Raw genomic sequence first — 18,264 nt, 5'->3', positions numbered from 1 at the left:
AGTTCTCCCTTGAACAGGTTTTATCATAAAGAACAAGTCCGCTCATTATTTTGGCGGACTTTTTTATTCAGCTAAATTTTTTACAATTAAATCATAAAATGAATCGTCAGAAACTGTTTCACCCCACCATTAATTATGGCAATAGAATCTTCATTATGATGAACGGTCACTCCCAGATCATTCATTATTTCCTTAAAATAGCCACTTTCCGTATTGGAAGAAATAATATTTTTCTGCCATGAAAATTCTGCCGTCTGATCCTGACTGTTTTTAATGATTAAGATTCCGAAATCATTTTTGAGGATGGCCGTGTCGATCTCTGCTACCGAACTTTCATGCGGAGCAAAATCTTTTGACAGAAGAATGACAGATTTGAAATGATGTTCCTGAGCATCTGTTTCGGAAATTTCTACAGCAGTTTTCATTTTTTATTTTGAGTTTTACTTGATCTTTATGCAAACATGAATCTTTATAACGACAAAACTTGTCGTATTAAAAAATATTTTAATAAAAGTTTCGGGGCAGCAAAGCTGCCCCGAAACCACAAAAAATTATAATTAAAACAAAAAAGAGATATTCTATGATCAGGCATTCCAGAATTCGCGGTCTAAACTCCTGTATTGGATGGCTTCCGAAACATGATGAGAAAGAATATTCTCAGATTCTTCAAGATCTGCGATGGTGCGGGATACTTTTAAAATCCTGTCGTAAGCTCGTGCGGAAAGATTAAGCTTTTCCATAGCCATTTTGATGAGGTTGAAAGATGCGGCATCCAGTTCACAGAATTTTTCAATTTCTTTCGGTCCTATTTGAGCGTTGTAACTGATTTTTAAATCTTTATATCGCTCTCTTTGAGTTTCGCGGGCAATGAGAACCCGTTTTCGGATGTCTTCACTTTTTTCACCTTTTCTGCGTTCCGCCAACTGTTCAAATTCCACTTTCTGCACTTCAATATGAATGTCAATTCTGTCCAGAAGCGGCCCGGAAAGCTTATTCATGTATCGCTGCATTTCGTAGGTTGAGGAAGTATTATTCGGGTCGTCGGGAAAAAATCCGCTCGGACTCGGATTCATCGAAGCAACGAGCATAAAACTGGCAGGATAATTTACCGTAAATCGGGCTCTTGAAATAGTAACTTCACGATCTTCCAAAGGTTGTCTCATCACTTCAAGAACCGTTCTTTTAAATTCCGGCATTTCATCCAGAAACAAAACACCGTTATGAGCCAGTGAAATTTCACCCGGTTGCGGATAACCGCCGCCGCCATGTAAATTGCATTACTTTTTGATAATATCTAATCCTTTAACAACACTTTTTACAAAAGTAAATGATAATTGAAACTTCTTAAAATAATTTTTAACTTTAATTACACAAAAGATGTTGATTATGAGCCATAAAAAAGTTAGGCAAATTGGGTTATCCAATTTAAGTTTAACAGGAAACATATATAGCGCTAAAGGAAATGAAATAGTAAATTTTGAATCCTCATTGGAACGAGATTATATTCATCTTTTAGAATATGACACTAAGGTTTATAAATACTATGAACAGCCATTAAAAATATATTATGGGAATAATCAATATTATGTCCCTGATTTTTTCGTGCAATACCATTCAAAAGATGTAAAAAGCGAACTTATTGAAATAAAATATGTAAATGACCTTGTTGAAAATAAAGAAAAATACAAACTAAAGTTTGAAGCAGCCCAAGCATTTTGCTCTGATAATGGATTAAAATTTAATATTGTTACCGAAGAGCAAATACGTCAAGGTCATAGATTACAAAATGCAAAATTTCTATTAGGATACAGGAGTCCCAAAGTTGGATTTGATGATGGTCTTATGACTGTTTTAGAAAGAGTTATAGAAAATCATAAAATAGTTTCAATACAAGAGACTCTTGATTTAGCAATTACTTGCGAAGAGAAAAAAGCTGAACTATTATACGTTTTGCTTCATATGTTATCTAAAAGATATATAAACTTCGATGAAACAACTAAATTAACAATGGATACTCTAATATTTTTAGAATGATGGAAAGAATTTTTATTAGTAAAGGTGAAAAAGTATTGTACAATAATACTTTATGTATAATCGTAAGAATTATTGATATAGATACGTTGTCAATTGAAGAAATTAAAACAAATATCATACATACCGTTAAAATAGCCGAACTAGAAAGCATTAAAAACTTCAGCGTAAACAACGAAAAAAACCTTGTTTCCTTGTCTGACAAGGAATGGGAAAAAGCACAGCACAGATATAATCTAATCAGTCCAATATTAAAAAACAGGGGTGATTACAAACTGATCTCTTCAATTTCCAAAAACAACAAGATCAGCGTTCCAACAATTTATAGATGGGTTAAGATATTTGAAACCTATGGAACAGTTTCGTCACTTGCCGGGAAGAAGAAAAATGGAGGACAAGGAAAGAGTAGATTATCAGATGATTTGGAAAACATTATAGCAAATAAAATACATTCAGTTTACCTTAATCAATCAAAAAAGTCAATAAATAAAACTATAAGAGAGGTGAATTTAGAATGTGATAAATACTCTATTAAGCCACCACATCCCAACACAATCCGTAATAGAATTAAAAATATTTCTGATGAAGAAAAAGTAAGAAAAAGATTAGGAATAAAGGAAGCTAAATATAAGTATGAACCTCATAGAGGCAGTTTTGAAGGGGCACAATACCCATTATCCATAGTACAAATTGATCACACATTGGTTGATATTATTCTTGTAGATGAACAATATAGAAAACCACTGAAAAGACCTTGGCTCACACTAGCAATTGATGTTTATAGTAGAATGGTTACTGGCTTATACCTTTCTTTTGAGCACCCAGGAGCACTGGGTACAGGAATGTGCATAGCCAATTCTATATTACCAAAAGAATCATGGTTAAATTCATTAGAAATATCTGGAGAATGGCCCTGTTGGGGAATAATGGACACTGTACATTTAGATAATGCCAAAGAATTTAGAGGAAATACTTTGCGAAAATCCTGTGCTAATTATGGAATTAATATTGAATTCAGACCAGTTGCTACTCCACATTTTGGAGGACATATAGAGCGTATTTTAGGAACATTTTCGAAAGAGATTCACAATTTACCCGGAACAACTTTCTCTAATATTCAAGATAGAAAGAATTATGATTCGAAAAAAAATGCATCTTTCACACTATATGAATTTGAAAAATGGTTAGTCACATATATTACTAAAATCTATCATAAAAGAATTCATTCTAGTCTAGACATCACTCCTGAACAGAAATTTAAAAGAGGAATTCTGGGAGGATCCGACGTTATAGGACGAGGAATTCCTCCTAGAATTAATAATGAAAGAAAAGTAAGATTAGATTTCATGCCAATAATTAAAAGAACTATTCAGGAGTATGGGATTGTTATTGATCATATCCATTATTATAGTGATGTATTAAAAAGTTTCATACATGATGCCAATATCAAAGGGGAAAAAATACAACATTTATTTAGAAGGGATCCTAGAGATATTAGTTGCATTTACTTTTACGATCCACAAAAAAACGATTATTACGACATTCCTTATAGAAATATGTCTTTACCTAAAATATCGATTTGGGAATATCGGGAAATTTTAAAAATAATAAAAAGTAAAAAAATAAAGGTAGATGAAAAATCAATCTTTGAAGCTTACCGAGAATTAGATGAGATAGAAAAAAGAGCTATGAGAAATACAAAAATCCAAAATAGTAAATCTTATAGTAAAAACAAAATACAAACAAAATTAGACGAGGAATCTCTAATACAAAATGAGCAGAAAAATTATCAAGATATTCAACCTTTTGATGACATTGAAGTATGGAACATTTAACAAATAATTTAAAGACATTCATTGACAATTCTTCTAATGAAGAAAGAATACTATACACCAAAGAGTTTAAATGGATAGGCTATACAAAAGCTAAAATCATTTTAGATAAAATGGTAGATTTAACAACATATCCCAAAGGGCATAGAATGCCAAATTTATTGCTTGTTGGAGAGTCAAATAATGGAAAAACTGCCTTACTAAAAAAGTTTTGCAGATCACATCAATCATATGTTGATGAAAAAACTGCAAAATTAAAATGTCCTGTATTAATGATTCAGTCTCCTCCAGAACCAGATGAAAAAAGGTTCTATAATGCTATATTAAATTCAGTATTAGCGCCAACAAAAACATCTGAAAAAATTGAGAATAGACAAAATCGAGTAATACATCTTTTAAAAGAACTTGAAGTTAAAGTCTTAATTATTGATGAAATCCATCACGTTCTTGCCGGTACGATTTCAAAGCAAAGATTATTTTTAAATGTTATAAAATATTTATCTAACGAATTAAACATACCATTAGTTTGCTCCGGAACAAAACTAGCTTTCAATGCTATACAAACCGATTCACAACTATCAAATCGATTTGAACCTAATATCCTTGTAAGATGGGAAAACAACACTGATTACAAAAGACTTCTAGCAAGTTTTGAAAAGGTACTCCCAATCAAAAAGAGATCGGATCTCATAGAAGATCGACTATCGAATAAGATCCTTCTGATGAGCGATGGCTTAATAGGGGAAATTTCCAAAATATTAGAGCTCTCAACCATATTAGCTATTAATACGCAAAGTGAAAAAATAACTTTAGAAATATTAAATAACATCGATTATATAGCTCCACAAAACAGGAAAAAAGCTTTTTTTAACAATGGTATATATTAAATCTTTTGATAAAGATATTTTTCCTCTGTATATCGCACCAAACAAGAATGAGTTATTTAGTTCTTGGATAAACAGATTATCTATTAACCATCAAGTTAAAACACAAACTTTTCTTAAGAACTTCTTCCCAAAATCAAGAAGCTATTTTACAAGAGATATAGATATTTTAGCTCCTAATAATTTGATAGAGATAATTAACAGATATACTCCCTTGTCGATCTCACAAATTAATAACCTTTTTTTAAAATCTTTTGAGGGTTATGCCTTCGAAAACATTAATACTAAAACAATAACAATAAATGTTTTACCAATCGGAATAGTTAATAGGTCCAAGTTTAAACACGGTCTCCAAGCTTGCGTTAAATGTTTAAATGAATATAAATATTATCAAAAACAATGGAGACTAAGCTCATCTATATTATGCCTAGACTGTAAATTATATTTGATTGACAGATGCCCTGAATGCAATCACCCTCTACATTTTTTTAAAATTAATAAGGGAGGAAATAGATTATATCCAGCGAATGGTTTTAGACCATTTAATATTTGCTACAATTGTTTTTTCGATTATACTTTAATAGACTTAAATCATTTAGTCGTAAGTAATAAATTAGATTTACAATATCAAAAGTATATTAATTCAACTATTAATATTGGATACAACGAATTCACTTCGTATTCATTTTTATTTTTAAAAGTATTATTAATCATTGCCTCTAGACTTAGAAGCAATTCACATAAAGGAATATTTAAACAATTTCTTAAAGATATATACCACTTCGATCTAGAAATAATTAATGAAAATATTAGCTTTTGGGATCTTCAAACAAGAATTGAGACTTTTCCACTTGCCTATAAAATACTTAAAGAACAAAAATTTTATGACCAACTTAACCACTATAAAATAGCAAAATCTTATATATACTCTGAAAAGTCTGGAATACCATATTGGTTTGAAAAGAAACTTATTTATTAATTTTTTTATATATATTGTCACCAATTTTTTGGATTGTGTTTTTCTCTGTAAGTCCATATCTATGGTTAACAGGTTGTAGGACTTCTAAAAACATTTTTTCTCTTATATATTCAAATCTTATTTTCTTATTTTGATAATCCTTACTTAATCTACCGTCGTAAAATATTGAACTCCAGCTAAATTTTACACTTCTATGATCAAGTATTTTAATAAGTTTGCTTAGATTTTTATCGTTCCTTTGCTGTGCTGGTATATTTGATAAATTTTCTACTAACCCAATATTCCGATACAAACCTGTTTCAATAATGAAAAACTCCTTATCATTTAACCTAGCAATAGCAATTATCATATATGGTATTTTAGAGTTCTCAGGCTCATAAAATGAGAACTTCTCATCTGCAGAATCATTAATTGTTGCGAAAACAATATTTACTCCCTTTTCTTTTAGATATTCAAGTATTTTCAAAAAAAGATCAGAAGAATTTTCTTGAATAGCAGTATAATCAATAGCTTGAGTATTATTTCCCGTTGTTGTCTGATTACTTAATATTCCATGCTCTTCTACTGTATTTACAAGTGTATTTCCTTTTATGTAATTTTTATCGTTTTGTATTTTCTTGGTTTTTTTATAATTAGGAGACTCTAAGAAGATATCATTATCAACTGTTATCTCTTCAACGCCCAAATTAGGATTTGTAGAGACCGCAGGAGAATCTGATATCAAATCTAATATCTCTTCTCCATCAATTGTTATATTGTCAGTATATGTCTCAGAATCTCCGTGATTGTTTTCAGCTGAACGAGTATCTACAAGTGCTATTGGTTCAATATCTTGGTCATTAATAAAAAAAAGATAATCTTTTTTATTGGGTTCGATATTTAACAATCTATAGGCGAAAAATTTATTTTTAGCAAGCTTTTGTCCTATAACAGTGGCTTTAATTGGAAAGTTAAATGGTATATTATAGAAGATTTCTCCTGAAAGGTGCCCTCTTTTATCTTCTTTTTGCTTCCATAATAAACTATAAAAACTATTAATCGCTTTCCTTAATAAATAAATCCCTGTTTTGTTTTCATCTTTATGGGTAAACCAATATTTACCTATAAACTTTGCCTCTTTTTGCCCTATACCGATAGTATTATCAAAAACGAATTTGCTTTCTAGCACATCTCTATTTACAAACCCTTTATTAAATTTTTCAAAATCTGTAATTATATTAATAACTTTAGTGGAATAGTAGTAGAAAAACTGACTAACCAAGCTTAAAGAAATAAACGTATCATTATTAAAGAGATAATATGCTTTATTATTAATTTGATTAGCAAAAGGGGTATCACTAAAAAACTCTTCACAAGAACCTACTTTGAAATTTCTATAGTTTGATAAGATAACTTCCCTTTTTTCTATTTTATTATGATTTTTATTTAAATCGCATACAAACTTTCCATTGCAATCATAAATATCTGCGAGTTTAAATTTATTTACTATTTGCTCTGCTATTTCTTCTATGATAATTTCATCTAAACTCCACTCTTCTGAATCATAATAATCAGATGGATTTACTTTTATAAACTTGATTTCTCTATATAAAATTTCATCTCTAAAAGTGATCTTTCCAAAATTAAAAAGCATCCAAAAATCACCTTCCCTAGAATAACTCTTTATTTTTTTTAAAACCATATTAAATTCATGTTTTGGTGAAATTACAAAAGTTGAAGATAATAATTTAATTATAAAATGGAAATATCAAAATTATAAATCAACCTATAATAACATAGCTTCAATAACCGGAAAATTTATTATTAAGATTTCTGCTCTTTGTTGAATTTATAAGTAATGTTTGTTAAACTAGGTTAGATAAAATCGTGTAGATAGCAAATAAAAAACAACTTGTAAACAATGATAATTTCAGAACGCGGAAACACACAAAATATTATTTTTTTTAAATTATTTGCCATATTTGTGTGTTTTTTATATATTTGTAAAAAATTTGACATGAACATAGGAGAAAGAATAAGAGAACTGAGGATAAAAAAGGGGTTATCACAAGAAGACCTCGCTATCCGTTCTGATTTTTCAAAATCATATATTCAGAAATTCGAAGAAGGGCATAGAGAAATTCGTTCATCCCAACTAGTCCAGTTATCCGGGGCATTGGGAGTGAGTATTCCTGAAATATTAAATGGAACAAGCTATAACTCAGATGAATTCACATTAAGAAATATCGAATTCAGAGAAGGGTTTAAAATTAATTTCGACCGAACTTTTTTTGAACGTAAAATTTTAGGAGAATTGCATGAAAAGTACAATTCTTATAGTAATTTAGAAAAACTTGTAAATTCAATAATTATATTTCAAAATCCACTTAAAAATTTTGATCCAATTACTAACAAAAAGCAAGTTGAAGATGCTGCTAAAATTTTGAGAAAAAAATGGAAATTTGAAACTACACCTATTTATAATTTAGTGAGTTTTTTAGAAGATTTAGGAGTTAAAATTTTTGAAGTAAATGAAGACGAAAGCTTTGCTGGTTTTTCTTGTTGGGAAAAGAATAATCCTATAATTGTCATTAATGTTAAAAATGCAGATATACCAAGAAGACGATTCACTGTTTTTCATGAATTAGCCCATTTACTGTTAAGATTTGAAGTAAATGAAGAAATAGAAAGGATAGAGCGTTTCTGTGACCACTTTGCCGGGGCAATGCTTCTGCCTTATGAAGCTCTAATGAACTATATAGGTGATAAATCTAGCATTACATTGGAAGAATTGAAAAGAATTAAAACCATGTACGGAATATCAATATTTGCTATCCTTATTAGAATTTTAAGCCTAGGTCTTATTGGGTGGGAAAAGTATCAAGAATGGAAAGATCAGTATGACTCTTGGAGAGACAAAGACATCCCACATGAAGACACCGAAAGAGTAAGTAGATTCAATTATTTGCTTGCTAAAGGGCTAAATGAAAAATTATTTAGCAAAAGTAAGGCAAGCCAGTTATCCGGAATGACGATTACAGCATTGAGTAGAGAATCATTTACCACAGAATTTACATTGAGATGATAGTGTTAAATGACATAGAGCTTATTATGCCATTGCGATCTTTGCAACTTATTAAGAACGGTTTTTTTGGTATTTCTCAACTTTTTTTAACTGAGAATTATTTTGAACCGAATGAAATAATCGCAATAAAAGATTTAGAAGGAAATGGAGATCTAACCGTATTTGATCTTTCAAACGATTTTTATAATTTTTACAATAAGAATCACAATGATCATCCCGAGATAGCAATTACGGACATCTCCTCCGTTTATTATGCTCAAAAATATGGATTAACAGTACTGTCCAGATGTAAGCATGTAGAAAAATTTGCAATGGAGAATAAAGTTAGCTTGTGTGAACCAATTGAAGCCGTGAAAAAAATGAATGCACAACCAGATCAGATAAATCTTTTAGAATATATAATAACATCTATGATGAAAAACTAAAATAACAGCTTTAAAAAGAAAAGCCTAAATCTAATGATTAGGCTTGTATTGAAGAATAATTTTCTTTTACCTTCTTGATTTGAGACCTCAAAGGTAAATATAATTATACTTTTTTCCAAGATTTTTCATAAAAATTAAATCGTTTTTCTTTTTAAGTTGCTCATTTATAAACAATTATTAAATTTTAATTATGGCAACTAATGCACCAAAAGACGGAAGTCGTAAAGGAGCGGTAAGAGACCGCTCTCAAGTTCAAAATCCTAAAACAGGTTTATGGGTAAAGAGAGATACTACAACAGGGCAGTTTATTGATGTCAAAGTATCAAGTCCAAAACCCTTTAAAGGAGTAAAAAAAGAAAAATAATCATTTTTATGAAGCCAGAGTTTTTTCAAAAAACAGTACAGCTTAACCCTGAAAAAAGTACGGGAAAGCTAAGAGTTAGCAAGTTATGTGAATTAATAGATTCCCATCCTTATAGGGATGAAATTTATAGTTCATTTAAAATTAGTGAAATTCAAGATGAGATTATCTGCATCGATTACATTGATCTTGTATATGAAAGAGTTAAATATTATAATGAAAATTATAATAGATCCTTTATATATGCTCAAGTAAAGGACATTGATGTTTACGACGATGAACAGATCATTGATGGAGAAATCAATACTGATATAATTTTCAATTTTGAAGAATATGTTGAAATTGATGAAGTAAAGAATAATCTCCGTACAATTGCTATTTATGATGCAAAGAACACTTTTTTGGATAGTTATGAGATGACAAAATATGCCAATAACCTTTTTAAGATTAGGGAGGGTGCATTGGCAAGACAAAACATTCAATATTTCAAAGAAAAAGCTAAGACTAATTCTAAAGTTAATAAACATAAAAGTTATAGGCTTGTAGAATATAATAGTCAATTTTATTTACGAGGAATTACGTCAATAAATAAATATTTTGAATATGGTGTTGATTTTACCTTTGTGGTAAGTATGTTGATTTTACACCAGAATATGAAATATAAAGTTGGAGTCGAATATACAATAAGAAGCGCTGCATTAAATGAATCTAAACTTGATATAATTGTTTCTGAGAAATTCTTGAAAGATGCCGGAGCCTTCGGTAGCATTTCAACAGCGGTTAAAATATCTACAAATGATTTAGGGCAAGGCTCACTTAGCTTTTCTAACATTCTCAGTGTAGGTAGAATTGAAAAAGGTTTTTTTATCTATAGAAGAAAATCCGAAGTTGAAAAAAATAAAGAGATCATTCCACATACAACAAAACCAGAAAATGTATTCTCTACGTTTAATAATATGGAAGGAGTCTTGAATACGAGTGACGAATTTATACAAGAATTGAACGAAATAAAGTCAATAAAAAGACCTGATGAGCTTAGAGTCAAAATCTTAGCTAAAATTAAAAATCCTCGAAGTGCTCTGAAAGGTATAACGAAGCTTTCAGATATTTTTAAATGGAAGATTGATAATGAAATTTCAAGTTTTGCAAAGCTAATTGAGATGTGTGAAAATGCAGAGGACTTGGAAATTGAGTATGATTTAAAAGACAAGTTACGTTATATAATCTCCGACATAATGCTTTATGGAGGTTAAAAGGAAATCCATTGTAATTCAACTACAATGGATTTTTTGTTTAGTTTTTAATAAGATTTGCATCAGTGCTTAATTGATAAAACATTTTTAAAATTATCAAGTAACTTTCCCTTTAATATTTCTGACTGGAATTTCTTTACAGCACTTAACTCCTGAATAAGAAATTCTGCATTGTATGGAATTTTGCTACTCCTATCAACTCCTATAAATGGACTATCGGACTCCAATAATAATCTGTCATCTGGTATGCTTTTTATAATATTTAAACCATTCTTGGACTTCAGCATAGCTGAATTTATTGAAAAATAAAAGCCATAAGATAGAGCAGTCTCTAATTCTTTTAAAGAACCAGAGTACCAATGTAAAATAACAGTCCCAGGAAAATTGTTGCCTAAAATTGATAAAACTTCCTTTTCAGCCTTTCTTGAATGAATGGTTAATACTTTATCCCGTTTGTCAGCACATGCAAAAATGATTTTTTCAAAAATCTGCTTTTGCTTAGCAAAATCATCAAATGATTTTTTTTGATTATCTAACCCAATCTCACCTATATATCTAGTCTCGTTAAGATACTTAAGAAACAAATCTAACTGATCACTAAATTTAAAAACTAATTCTGGATGATAACCTAAGGCGGGACGAATATATTTACACCCTTCACATAATTTTTTTGTATGAAAAAAAACTTTTGGAAGGTTTGTTACAGCTATCGTATAAACTTGCCTTTTTTCAATATTTTTAATAAGTGAGTATGGATCTTCAAATAAGTCTAAGTGGAAATGAGTATCAAATAACATTAAGCATTTAACTGTTTAAAAATTGTTCAACTTCTGACATACCCCTTTGATAAACTGATATGTATTCATTTAGTTCATTTAAAGTGGAGTAAGGAATAGGACCTGATCTTATAATTTGCAAAGCTAGTGAATGTTCATTATTAATGTCTGATAATTTTTCTAATCCTATCTTAAATGCACGATAATCAGAACCTTTTTTATATTTTTGAGACGGAACCGATTCTCTCACATCTCCAATTGCATAGGTTGTGAAAATTTCTCCAGTTTGATACTCGGATGCTTGACGAATTATGCACGGAACGCAATATCCACAATTAAGAGGTTCTCTTCCTAAAAACCTCCCATTTTCTGGATGGGAACATGACATTGTTGTGGCAATATGTTCTTTTAAAAAGTCAATATCTTCACATTGCAATATCATTTCACCCTTAGTTTTAAACCTATAAGGATTTTCAATTTTATTGTTTATTCCTAATTTTTCAAATATACTATTTAATCCATCCACAAAAAACGGATGGGTAGTTCTTGTACTGTGGCTACTAAACCTTGATTTTGTAAGAGGTATATTTAGTGAAATAAGACCATTCTCTGGAAGAATCATCTGAATACCATCACCAATACTATTAGCAACGGCAACCCCAAGTGTTATAAATAAGAAAGAGCGAGCTCTTGAAGAGTTCTCTTTTTCTGCTGTAGAGTTTTTTTGATTTGGCTGTACCCAAAATTTTTGAGATTTAAAACTTGTATTGCCAAACTGAGCTTTTAAAGCCCCTAAAACTTTATCTTGAATTTTGCTTTCAGAAGTTTTGTGATGACTTACAAAAAATGGTATTTCCCCATTTGATAGAAGATCTATTGCTCCAATAAACGAATCTAGACCACCTGAAAGTAATGATACTTTTGTAATACCATTTGGATTTCTATTTTCTGGCAATACAAAATCTCTAATTTCTTCACTCTGTCTGAATACAAATTCCCATTTATCCCCACTTAAAAAGCTTAAATATTTGTTGAACTCTTCACTTACAGCATCCCAAATTTCAAAATCTTGTACTGGAAAATTGACAATGAAATATCTAGACCATCCTTGAAAACCATTGTTCTTTCTTGATACAACCTGATCAATCGTGTATATGGCAAGGGCAAAATTTAGTAAGTCATAAATTACATTATTGGGTACAAGACCTGAATGACTTAGATCTCTTAATATATTTTCCTTGACCATTTTATTCACATCTGTATGATCAAGCTGAATTTCCAGCACGTCTTCTTGCTGATCTTCACCATATTGAAATGTATCAGAGTTATGTATTTTTACTATTATATTTTTTGTTTTCATTATTCAAGAGTTGAGTATGCAGTTTGAAAAATTTCTTCTATTATTATGTAATTCACACGATCATTTAAATTAAATGTTTCAATTGGAATATCTCGATATCTCTCAATTGTCTCAGCTCGAATAAAATCTTTAACTTGTATTTCTAAATTTATAACTTCTCTTTCTGTAACATCACCTCTTTCAATTGCTCCACCAAGCTCATACATCCATTTATTAAAAATATAGTTACTAACAAACTCAATAAGTGTATCTTTTATTTGTTCTAGATTTAATTGGCTTATACTTGTAAAATCACTTCCTTCTTCTTGCATTTTCCCATACAATGAGTCCAAGGTCGAGATAAGAGCTTCACGTGCTATAGCTTCATCATTTGTAGCTCCAATTGGTGCTAATGCGTTAGCTATTGCTATACAAACCTCTTCCGAGGTTCTCCCAATAAACTCATCTATTCCGAGCCCCTGTAAAGCATTTGCTATCCCTCCTTCAGCTATACTTCCTAAGAAGTTCGCATAGTTTTTACCTGTTATTACACCTTGCACAGCGGCTCTTGTTGCTCCTCTACTTCCGCCTAAACTGTTTACATAATTTTTGCCAGCCTTTCTAATTGATGCTCCAGATCTTGCATTTGATAGCCTAGTTAGAGCTCCTTTAGATTTCCCCCAATCTTTGGATTGATTCAATGGATTTATTTGTTCTAAAGCTTCATCTTGAGATTGCTCTTCTTGCTGATCATTATTTGCCGTATCATTCTCAAGATCATTATTTTCGGTTTCCGGTTGTTGTTCATTTTGTTCTCTTTCTGGTGGATTAGGACTAAACCAATCAGGTAAAAGTGGTGGAGATCCTGTTGGTCCCCCGTTTGAAGCTGATGTTCCCATGATTTATTAATTATTTTATTTTTTTTCTAACAATCTTTGCAAAGTTTTCATTAGCAGATTTACTCCATACACTAAAAAGATGGTTTAAAGCTTCAGGATTAGAAGTCCTCAATAGCCTATCAGTAAGTGTTATAGCGATTAATGGTAATTTATGGTCTGGATATTTTGTAAGAAAAGTAATAGCTTGTGATTTCAAATCTGATTTTTCCTCACATAAATAAAATAATGCTTTAAAAGCTTTGCTGTCATTAAGATTTTCTTCCTGTTTCACCTTTTCTGTCAAAGCTTCAAAAACAGATGCTGCTTCGCTAGAAGATAATGTACTTAGTGATTTTATTGCAGACTTACGAACAATTTCAGAATCACCTAATAATCTCCGAATTGTTTCTTGTGCCTTTGGGGTCATACGCTGAAAATTAACTGCGCTAATTGTTAATTTATCTCTAGAGAAATAGAAGTAAGGTTGTAAATTTTCTTTTCCTAATTTAGGTTCACTTTGGATCCACTCAACAATCCAATTATCTTCTAATAATATCTTCTCTTCTGAGCTTGCTTCATCTCCTTCTGATGTATCTTTAGACTCAGCATTTTCTTGTCCATAAGTAATTGTTTCTAACTTATCTATCAGAGGAATAGCACCATTATTCTCTGCTTGAATATCATGAAAATCTGTAAATGTTTCTGGCTTGAAATATTCTAACAACATTAATTTTGCAAGCACTCTTTTCTTTAATTCTATTCCTTTTGCAGAAGCCATGCTAATTCTTATTAACAGAGTATTAAGAAATCTTTTTGCTTGTCTAGGGTTTCCATTTAAACCAGTGCTCAAAACCGGTACTATCTGAGAACAAAGAGCAATTGCATCTTCAAACTCCTGATTACCGATACGAAAAAAATCAGAAATATTACTTTGGTCTAAGGCAAAATCAAATCCATTTGTTGATTTTGCATTTATAACCTCATTTCTTCTCAGTTCAAAATCATCTGTATCTACAGAATATAATTGAGAAAATAACAAATTAACATATGTCGTCAATTCTATTTTATTTAAAGGGGGAATTCGAATAGGATATTGAATTAACTTTTCTAGATAATCTCTACCTATCTCAAGATTTTCCCCAGCTAATTCCGGGAATCTTCTTTTAACAGCATATTTGATTAATCTTTCATCTGCTCCAATTACAAAAGCCGTTTTCTTCGTAAATAAAAAAAGCTTAATAGCTTCAAGAGTACCTATTATTGTATCAGGAGAACAGCGATCAAGATCATCTATAAATACTATAATTTTGTCTATTTTTGTTTCATCAATAAGTGATTCAAAATTTTTGTGAAATTCCTGGATATTATTTCTCAAACTCTCGTCTGAGTCTTCTATTTCTTTTCCTTGTCTTTCTTTTATATATTTTTCATAATCCCCATCGCTCATTTTCCCCATTGCATCAGCCAATGACACCCCAGCAAGTCCTACCGGTCCTAATGTTAAAAAACTCATTCCATATTTCAACGATGATCCTGCGACTTTAATCCAATCTATTCTTTTTAATAATTTAGCCGCATATTTAATAGCTTTCTCTGAAAATGTTCGTTTGTTTATTATTTCATCTACAATCCGCCCCATTAATACAGATTTTGCATCTTCATATCCCTCAAATAACCATCCGTTAAATTTAATTACCAAAATATTTTCTTCATTTTCATATTTTTTTTCAATCATTTTCATTAAACTAGACTTTCCACTTCCCCAATCTCCATAAATTCCAATACTACAAGGCAATAGATTATCTTTATCAATTATTGTTGTTACTGCTTTCATTAAATAACTATAATCAATATAGTCCGAAAGAGATTCGTTGTCATTCCACATACTTTAGTGATTTATATCAAAATTAATATCTAATCTTTATAACTTTTTACGGTAAACCGTAATTCATGTATTATTTTTGAGAAAATATACAATTGCGCTAAAATTCTTAAAAATTAGTGAATAAATATCTAGTAAAAACACGGTATTTCATGTTGCACTAATACAATGATATTATTATGAATGTTATAAGTTTATCATTTTTAGTTGTATATTATCATTTACTTTTGTAATTGACATTTGTTGTTTCCAGCGCTTCTTTTAAAGTTAAAGGCGGCAAAATACTCGGAACTCTTTTGGCAAGCATTGTTTTTCCGCTTCCGGGTGGTCCGATCAGGATGATATTGTGTCCTCCCGCTGCGGCAACTTCCATTGCTCTTTTTGCAGCTTCCTGTCCTTTCACTTCAGAAAAATCAAAAGGAAAATCGTTAATCTTTTCCTGAAATTCTTTCCGTGTATCTACTTCGATTTTTGGGAGTGGTTTTCCTTCATTAAAAAAGTCAATAACTTCTTTGATATTTTCAGCGGCAAAAACATCAAGACTGTTAACAATTGCTGCTTCGCGGGTGTTCTGTTTGGGCAGAATAATTCCTTTAAAACCTTCTTCACGAGCCTGAATCGCAATGGGAAGAACCCCTTTTATGGGCTGTAAAGTTCCGTCCAGAGAAAGTTCCCCCATAATCACATACTCATGAATATTTTCGGCAACAATCTGATCTGAAGCGGCAAGAATTCCGATGGCAATACTCAGGTCATAAGCAGCGCCTTCCTTTCTGAGATCTGCAGGAGCCATATTGATCGTAATTTTCTTTCCGGGAATCTTAAAGCCGACGTTTTTCAGAGCAGCAGAAATTCTATAACTGCTTTCTTTGATGGCGTTATCCGGAAGTCCGACCAGATGGTAGCCGACTCCGCCTGTATCTATATTTACTTCTATCGTAATGGTTTGTGCCGCGACTCCATGAATGGCACTTCCATAGACTTTAATCAGCATTTTTTATGTGTTTGCCGTAAATGTAGAAAAATTTTTAAATAATGATTTTCTTAAAAGAATTTACCTGAATATTTAAAAAACAAAATGAGATTCACTGAAATGATCCATTCCTGATGTAGATTTTCTATGAATTTATAAATCCATTGAAAAAAATAACTTATGTGATGTAAATTTTTAAGAGTAAAAAAAAAATAAAAGCTGTTCCAAAAATGAAACAGCCTTCGTATTGATCAATTATATATTGTTAAAACTCTATATCAACCTGAAGCTTCTTGGCAAGAAGTTTTGAAATTTTTTCTTTTAATGGCTCGATGTCAATGTTCTGCATGGCATCGTTCGCAAAAGCGTATAACAATAACGCCTGAGCTTCCTTTTTAGAAATCCCTCTTGCTCTCAGATAAAATAACGCATCTTCATTCAATTGTCCTACTGTACAACCGTGAGAACATTTTACATCATCTGCAAAAATTTCAAGCTGAGGTTTGGTATCAATCGTTGCTCCTTCGCTGAGTAAAACGTTGTTGTTTTGCTGATAAGCATTCGTTTTCTGGGCAATTTTATCTACGAAAACCTTTCCGTTGAAAACCCCGTGAGATTTTCCGTCGAAAATACCTTTGTAATTCTGGTAACTTTCACAATTTGGTTGATTATGGTGAACCGCCGTGTGATGATCTACCAACTGATCTTTTCCGATAATGGTAATTCCGTTCATGAATGAATTGATATTCGATCCGTTCTGAATAAAATCTAAATTATTTCTTACCAGCTTACCTCCGAAAGAGAACGTATTTACAGTCGTTAAGCTGTCTTTTTCCTGTTTTGCGAAAGTATTGTCAATCAGATAAGAAGTATCGTTATCGTTCTGAACTTTATGCCAGTCCGCTTTTGCGTTCGGATAGGTGAAAATTTCCGTAACAGAATTTGTTAACACATACGTGCTGTCAAAATTATGATGACTTTCAATAATTTCCACTTTGGCGCCCTCTTCTACGATTAAAAGGTTTCTCGTATTGTAGAACGTGTTTTCTTCCTGATTCTGAGAAATGTAAAAAACATGAATCGGTTTTTCAATCACTACATTTTTCGGAACTTTAAGAAAGAAACCGTATTTGCAGTATGCCTGATTTAAATTCGTGAAAGCAGATTGATCTTCAGCAATCGTGTTGAAATATTTCTCGAAAACATCTCTGTGTTTCTCATCATTCAATGCATAATTGAATGAAAGAAACTCAACATTTTCAATGGAAACTTTAGATAATTCTTTATGAAGTTTACCGTTCACGAAAGTAATCCAGTCGAAATTCTCTTCACCTAAATGAAGCTGATCCAACTGCTCTTTGGTGATGTTATGACTTTCTTTTGGGAAAAAGTTGTAGTTTTTCTCAGTAATTTCCTTTAGGTTGGTATATTTATATTCTTCGTCCTTTTTGGTAGGAAAACCAGCTTTTTCGAACCTCTGAAGAGCTGCTTTACGATCTTCATCCAGAAATCTGTGACGAAGGCTCTCCAAAAATTCATTATGGTTTTGTATGATCTGTTCTTTTAATGCCATTACTGGTATATCTG

Annotated in this window: 15 protein-coding genes and 2 pseudogenes; 8 read left to right on the top strand and 9 right to left on the bottom strand. The window is 31.1% G+C overall.

All coding sequences use genetic code 11. The features are described from left to right. Positions 1-86 precede the first annotated feature (86 nt). Both BW951_RS14170 and BW951_RS14165 read right to left on the bottom strand, forming a co-directional pair. Positions 87-425, bottom strand: a complete 339-nt coding sequence (locus BW951_RS14170; RefSeq protein WP_076393953.1) for a hypothetical protein — start codon at positions 423-425, stop codon at positions 87-89. 159 nt (positions 426-584) lie between these two features. Continuing rightward, positions 585-1,271: pseudogene (locus BW951_RS14165) on the bottom strand (ATP-binding protein); the annotation flags it as partial. Positions 1,272-1,386: 115 nt separating this feature from the next. Here BW951_RS14165 and BW951_RS14160 point away from each other — a divergent pair. The 4 genes from BW951_RS14160 to BW951_RS14145 are packed head-to-tail and all read left to right on the top strand — an operon-like array spanning position 1,387 to position 5,726. Further along, a complete protein-coding gene (locus BW951_RS14160; protein WP_175608825.1) occupies positions 1,387-2,034 on the top strand; it encodes a TnsA endonuclease N-terminal domain-containing protein in 648 nt (215 codons plus the stop codon). Then, entirely contained in the window at positions 2,031-3,866 is a 1,836-nt protein-coding gene (locus BW951_RS14155; protein WP_084196444.1) for a Mu transposase C-terminal domain-containing protein, read from the top strand. Before BW951_RS14160 ends, BW951_RS14155 begins: the two co-directional genes overlap by 4 nt. Further along, positions 3,854-4,750 (top strand): TniB family NTP-binding protein, encoded by an 897-nt coding sequence (locus tag BW951_RS14150; RefSeq protein WP_076393950.1) that lies wholly within the window; start codon positions 3,854-3,856, stop codon positions 4,748-4,750. Before BW951_RS14155 ends, BW951_RS14150 begins: the two co-directional genes overlap by 13 nt. After that, a complete protein-coding gene (locus tag BW951_RS14145) occupies positions 4,737-5,726 on the top strand; it encodes a TniQ family protein (RefSeq protein ID WP_076393949.1) in 990 nt (329 codons plus the stop codon). Before BW951_RS14150 ends, BW951_RS14145 begins: the two co-directional genes overlap by 14 nt. Here BW951_RS14145 and BW951_RS14140 read toward each other — a convergent pair. Beyond that, positions 5,716-7,407, bottom strand: a complete 1,692-nt coding sequence (locus tag BW951_RS14140) for a hypothetical protein (RefSeq protein WP_076393948.1) — start codon at positions 7,405-7,407, stop codon at positions 5,716-5,718. The two genes, BW951_RS14145 and BW951_RS14140, sit on opposite strands and share 11 nt — an antisense overlap. 315 nt (positions 7,408-7,722) lie before the next feature. Between BW951_RS14140 and BW951_RS14135 the strand changes: the two genes are divergently transcribed. From BW951_RS14135 to BW951_RS14125, 4 genes are all read left to right on the top strand, one after another. Beyond that, positions 7,723-8,790 (top strand): helix-turn-helix domain-containing protein, encoded by a 1,068-nt coding sequence (locus BW951_RS14135; protein WP_076393947.1) that lies wholly within the window; start codon positions 7,723-7,725, stop codon positions 8,788-8,790. Next, positions 8,787-9,215, top strand: a complete 429-nt coding sequence (locus tag BW951_RS14130; protein WP_076393946.1) for a hypothetical protein — start codon at positions 8,787-8,789, stop codon at positions 9,213-9,215. Before BW951_RS14135 ends, BW951_RS14130 begins: the two co-directional genes overlap by 4 nt. A 190-nt stretch (positions 9,216-9,405) precedes the next feature. Further along, positions 9,406-9,579: a hypothetical protein gene (locus BW951_RS22785; RefSeq protein ID WP_175608824.1), complete on the top strand. Its 174-nt coding sequence runs from the start codon at positions 9,406-9,408 to the stop codon at positions 9,577-9,579. Positions 9,580-9,587: 8 nt separating this feature from the next. Beyond that, on the top strand, positions 9,588-10,829 hold the full coding sequence (locus BW951_RS14125) for a hypothetical protein (protein ID WP_076393945.1): 1,242 nt from the start codon (positions 9,588-9,590) through the stop codon (positions 10,827-10,829). Between the two features lie 62 nt (positions 10,830-10,891). Here BW951_RS14125 and qatD read toward each other — a convergent pair whose 3' ends face one another. The 6 genes and pseudogenes from qatD to sufD all read right to left on the bottom strand — a co-directional run bounded on the left by qatD (position 10,892) and on the right by sufD (position 18,250). Further along, positions 10,892-11,626: a Qat anti-phage system TatD family nuclease QatD gene (qatD, locus tag BW951_RS14120; RefSeq protein ID WP_076393944.1), complete on the bottom strand. Its 735-nt coding sequence runs from the start codon at positions 11,624-11,626 to the stop codon at positions 10,892-10,894. Positions 11,627-11,633: 7 nt separating this feature from the next. Next, positions 11,634-12,965, bottom strand: coding sequence for a Qat anti-phage system QueC-like protein QatC (gene qatC, locus BW951_RS14115; RefSeq protein ID WP_076393942.1), 1,332 nt, complete (start codon positions 12,963-12,965; stop codon positions 11,634-11,636). Continuing rightward, positions 12,965-13,843 (bottom strand): Qat anti-phage system associated protein QatB, encoded by an 879-nt coding sequence (gene qatB / locus BW951_RS14110; protein ID WP_076393940.1) that lies wholly within the window; start codon positions 13,841-13,843, stop codon positions 12,965-12,967. Before qatB ends, qatC begins: the two co-directional genes overlap by 1 nt. A gap of 10 nt (positions 13,844-13,853) precedes the next feature. Beyond that, on the bottom strand, positions 13,854-15,707 hold the full coding sequence (locus tag BW951_RS14105; protein WP_076393938.1) for a KAP family P-loop NTPase fold protein: 1,854 nt from the start codon (positions 15,705-15,707) through the stop codon (positions 13,854-13,856). Positions 15,708-15,936: 229 nt separating this feature from the next. Beyond that, positions 15,937-16,698: pseudogene (locus BW951_RS14100) on the bottom strand (YifB family Mg chelatase-like AAA ATPase); the annotation flags it as partial. A gap of 244 nt (positions 16,699-16,942) precedes the next feature. Beyond that, positions 16,943-18,250, bottom strand: coding sequence for a Fe-S cluster assembly protein SufD (sufD, locus tag BW951_RS14095; protein WP_076394128.1), 1,308 nt, complete (start codon positions 18,248-18,250; stop codon positions 16,943-16,945). Positions 18,251-18,264 lie beyond the last annotated feature (14 nt).

This window comes from Chryseobacterium gambrini (assembly GCF_900156825.1).
Classification (GTDB): domain Bacteria; phylum Bacteroidota; class Bacteroidia; order Flavobacteriales; family Weeksellaceae; genus Chryseobacterium; species Chryseobacterium gambrini.
This window is presented reverse-complemented; position numbering and strand designations above follow the sequence as displayed.